The 2,612-nt window shown below is 40.9% G+C and carries 2 protein-coding genes; both read right to left on the minus strand.

Annotated elements, in window-relative coordinates; translation table 11 throughout:
• Positions 1–463 precede the first annotated feature (463 nt).
• Positions 464–1,444 (minus strand): IS256 family transposase, encoded by a 981-nt coding sequence (locus DXA13_RS20535; protein ID WP_181995776.1) that lies wholly within the window; start codon positions 1,442–1,444, stop codon positions 464–466.
• Positions 1,445–1,810: 366 nt separating this feature from the next.
• Positions 1,811–2,374 (minus strand): tyrosine-type recombinase/integrase, encoded by a 564-nt coding sequence (locus DXA13_RS20545; protein WP_181995775.1) that lies wholly within the window; start codon positions 2,372–2,374, stop codon positions 1,811–1,813.
• Positions 2,375–2,612: the final 238 nt, after the last annotated feature.

Raw genomic sequence — 2,612 nt, forward strand, 5'->3', positions numbered from 1 at the left:
GGCCGTCTGCCGGAATAAGCCAATCTGTCTTATTTTTCACAGGCGGAATATTCGCCTGCTCTTGACATACAACGATAGTTGCTGTTATATATAAAACAAGGGCTGAAAGTCCAAAAAGGAACTTTCAGCCCAGTGATTATCATAGAAGATCAGCATTTACAGACTTTTTTTCACACACTCCTTTGATTTGTCATGTTTTTTTACCTCCATAGTATCTGGCGTCTCTGGTAATGCCATGTGGTTTTGCTTCTGCCTTAGATGTAACAGTGTCATCTGATAAAGAATCAGATTCATCCGAGCGAGTTCCAGTTTTGTGTAAACAAGGAAAACTGATTGCAAGATATGTCATTAGTTACTGAAGGGCAAAGCTATTTTTCAGGCTTTGCCCTTTGCTTGTATTATAATACAGATTCCGGGCATGTCCAGACAGGCTAACTATGCAGCCTCATTTCCCTGCTTCCATTTAGTATCCAGCCAGACGTTCCTCAAAGAAAATCTCCAGCTGTGAATGGATCTGCCCCCAGTCCTGGCGGTGCCCAGTCCATTTTTTTGTGATGTCCATCATGGCCAGATACAGCATTTTGAGCAGGCTGTCATCGGATGGAAAGATTGTCTTTGATTTCGTGACTTTCCGCAACTGCCGGTTAAATCCCTCCATGGCATTGGTTGTATCAATCAAGCGACGGACAACCTCTGGATATTTAAAACAGGTTGCCAGATTTGCAATGGCCTGTGGGAAGCCGCTGAGGCCATCGACACAAGCAATGAGGATGTCCTCTACCCTCCTGTTTTTCAGCCAGTTGAGAATGGACAGCCAGAACTTAGCACTCTCGTTCTGACCTACATACATGCCAAGCACATCCTTCCTGCCATTCATATCAATCCCGATGGCGATATAGACAGCGCGTTTTACAATACGGCCTTCCTGCCTCACATGATAGTGGATGGCATCTGTAAAAATAACTGCGTAAATGTCTTCCAGAGGTATTTCCCGCCATTCCTTCACAATAGGCAGGATTTTGTCCATAATCCGGCTGATGGTACTGTCAGAGATTACAATATCGTACAGCTCCCGCATATGACTTTCGATATCGGCGGTAGACATGCCTTTTGCGTACATGGAGATGATTTTTTCCTCCATGTCCTGGGTGACCGTGTGCTGGTATTTTTTGATTACCTGCGGCTCGAACTCCCCTTTGCGATCACGCGGGATATCCAGTTCCATATCGCCATAGCTGGTATGCATCGTTTTCTGTGAATGACCATTACGTCTGTTGTCCGTTTCTTTGTTACGATAGTCATACCTGGAGTAACCCAGTTCCTCATTCATCTCTTCATCGAGGGCGTTTTCCAGGATAACAGACATCATATCCCGCATGATAGAATTCACATCCCTACCATCCCTGACCTTTACATTGTTATCTTTCAGGTACGTGCTCATCATTTCCCTAAGTGCCGCTTTCTGTGGTGAATCTTTTTTCCTTGCCATAAAATAAACCTCCAAACTGAGTACTTTTATCTTACATCAGTTTAGAGGTTTACACAATCTTTGGGATACTCCCCAAAGGGGCTGCATGAGTAATCTCCACGTGGGTCACCGTATCATTCCATAATGCACAGTTCTTTTTTCTGGACGAGTTAAATCCGGCCATCCCTTACAAAAAGATCAGTTTCCTCAGAAATACTCACAAACCAGTCTAAGGTTACAAACATAGTGATAGCCGTTCTGGAGCCATCGCAATAGTAAAATGAATTGTATATTATTTAGAGTATGAATGATGGTTTGCAAATTTCGTTTACAACATCAGATTCATAAAAACCTGATCTTTATCATCCTGATTGATGGATAAATATCGCCGCGTAACTTGTAATGATGAATGATTATAAATTTCCATAATAATTGCTGGAGAGTATCCGTTCTTCCATGCCTGATAACCAAACGTCTTCCGTAGTGAGTGGCAGGATATATGGCCTCGATTCCATTCGCCTCTGCCAGTTCACGTATAATGGCATAGGCCCGGCTCCGATGAATTGGTTGGTTGGATGATACCCTACTCTTAATTATATAATCATGAGCAGAAATGCTTATGAGATGGTCTTTCAGCAAGGCCAGCGCTTCAAGAGCATTATTATTTAGTGAAACTGTATTCTTTTTCTGTGTTTTTTGCTCTATAATATATACATGCTGATAAAATGAGGCGGAACGGAAGTTATAGACGTCTCTCCATCGTAAGGCAAGCAAATCACTTATCCGTAAGGCTGTGTTTAAACCTAAAGTAACAAGCACATAATCCCGCCACCGTTCTTGATCGATTAAGAATTTTTTCATCTTTTGAATATCGGCAAGGTTTCTAATAGGTTCTGTTTTGCTCATTTTCTGTACCTCCATATATAGTTTTATCTTATTCTACTCCTTAACAATTATTGGGAAAAGAATAAGTAAAACCAAATATAAAATGTACAACAAAATTGTGTATTACGCTCAGTTACTATTTTTTTAGGCGTTTTGCTCATTTTCTGTACCTCCATATATAGTTTTATCTTATTCTACTCCTTAACAATTATTGGGAAAAGAATAAGTAAAACCAAATATAAAATGTACAACAAAATTG

Source organism: Clostridium sp. AM58-1XD (genome assembly GCF_003464085.1).
GTDB lineage: Bacteria > Bacillota > Clostridia > Lachnospirales > Lachnospiraceae > Lachnoclostridium_A.

What these genes read in the sequence shown, in the direction of transcription:
- DXA13_RS20535 (WP_181995776.1), bottom strand. Translation starts at nt 1,444, where the DNA reads ATGATGAGCACGTACCTGAAAGATAACAATGTAAAGGTCAGGGATGGT.
- DXA13_RS20545 (WP_181995775.1), bottom strand. Translation starts at nt 2,374, where the DNA reads ATGAGCAAAACAGAACCTATTAGAAACCTTGCCGATATTCAAAAGATG.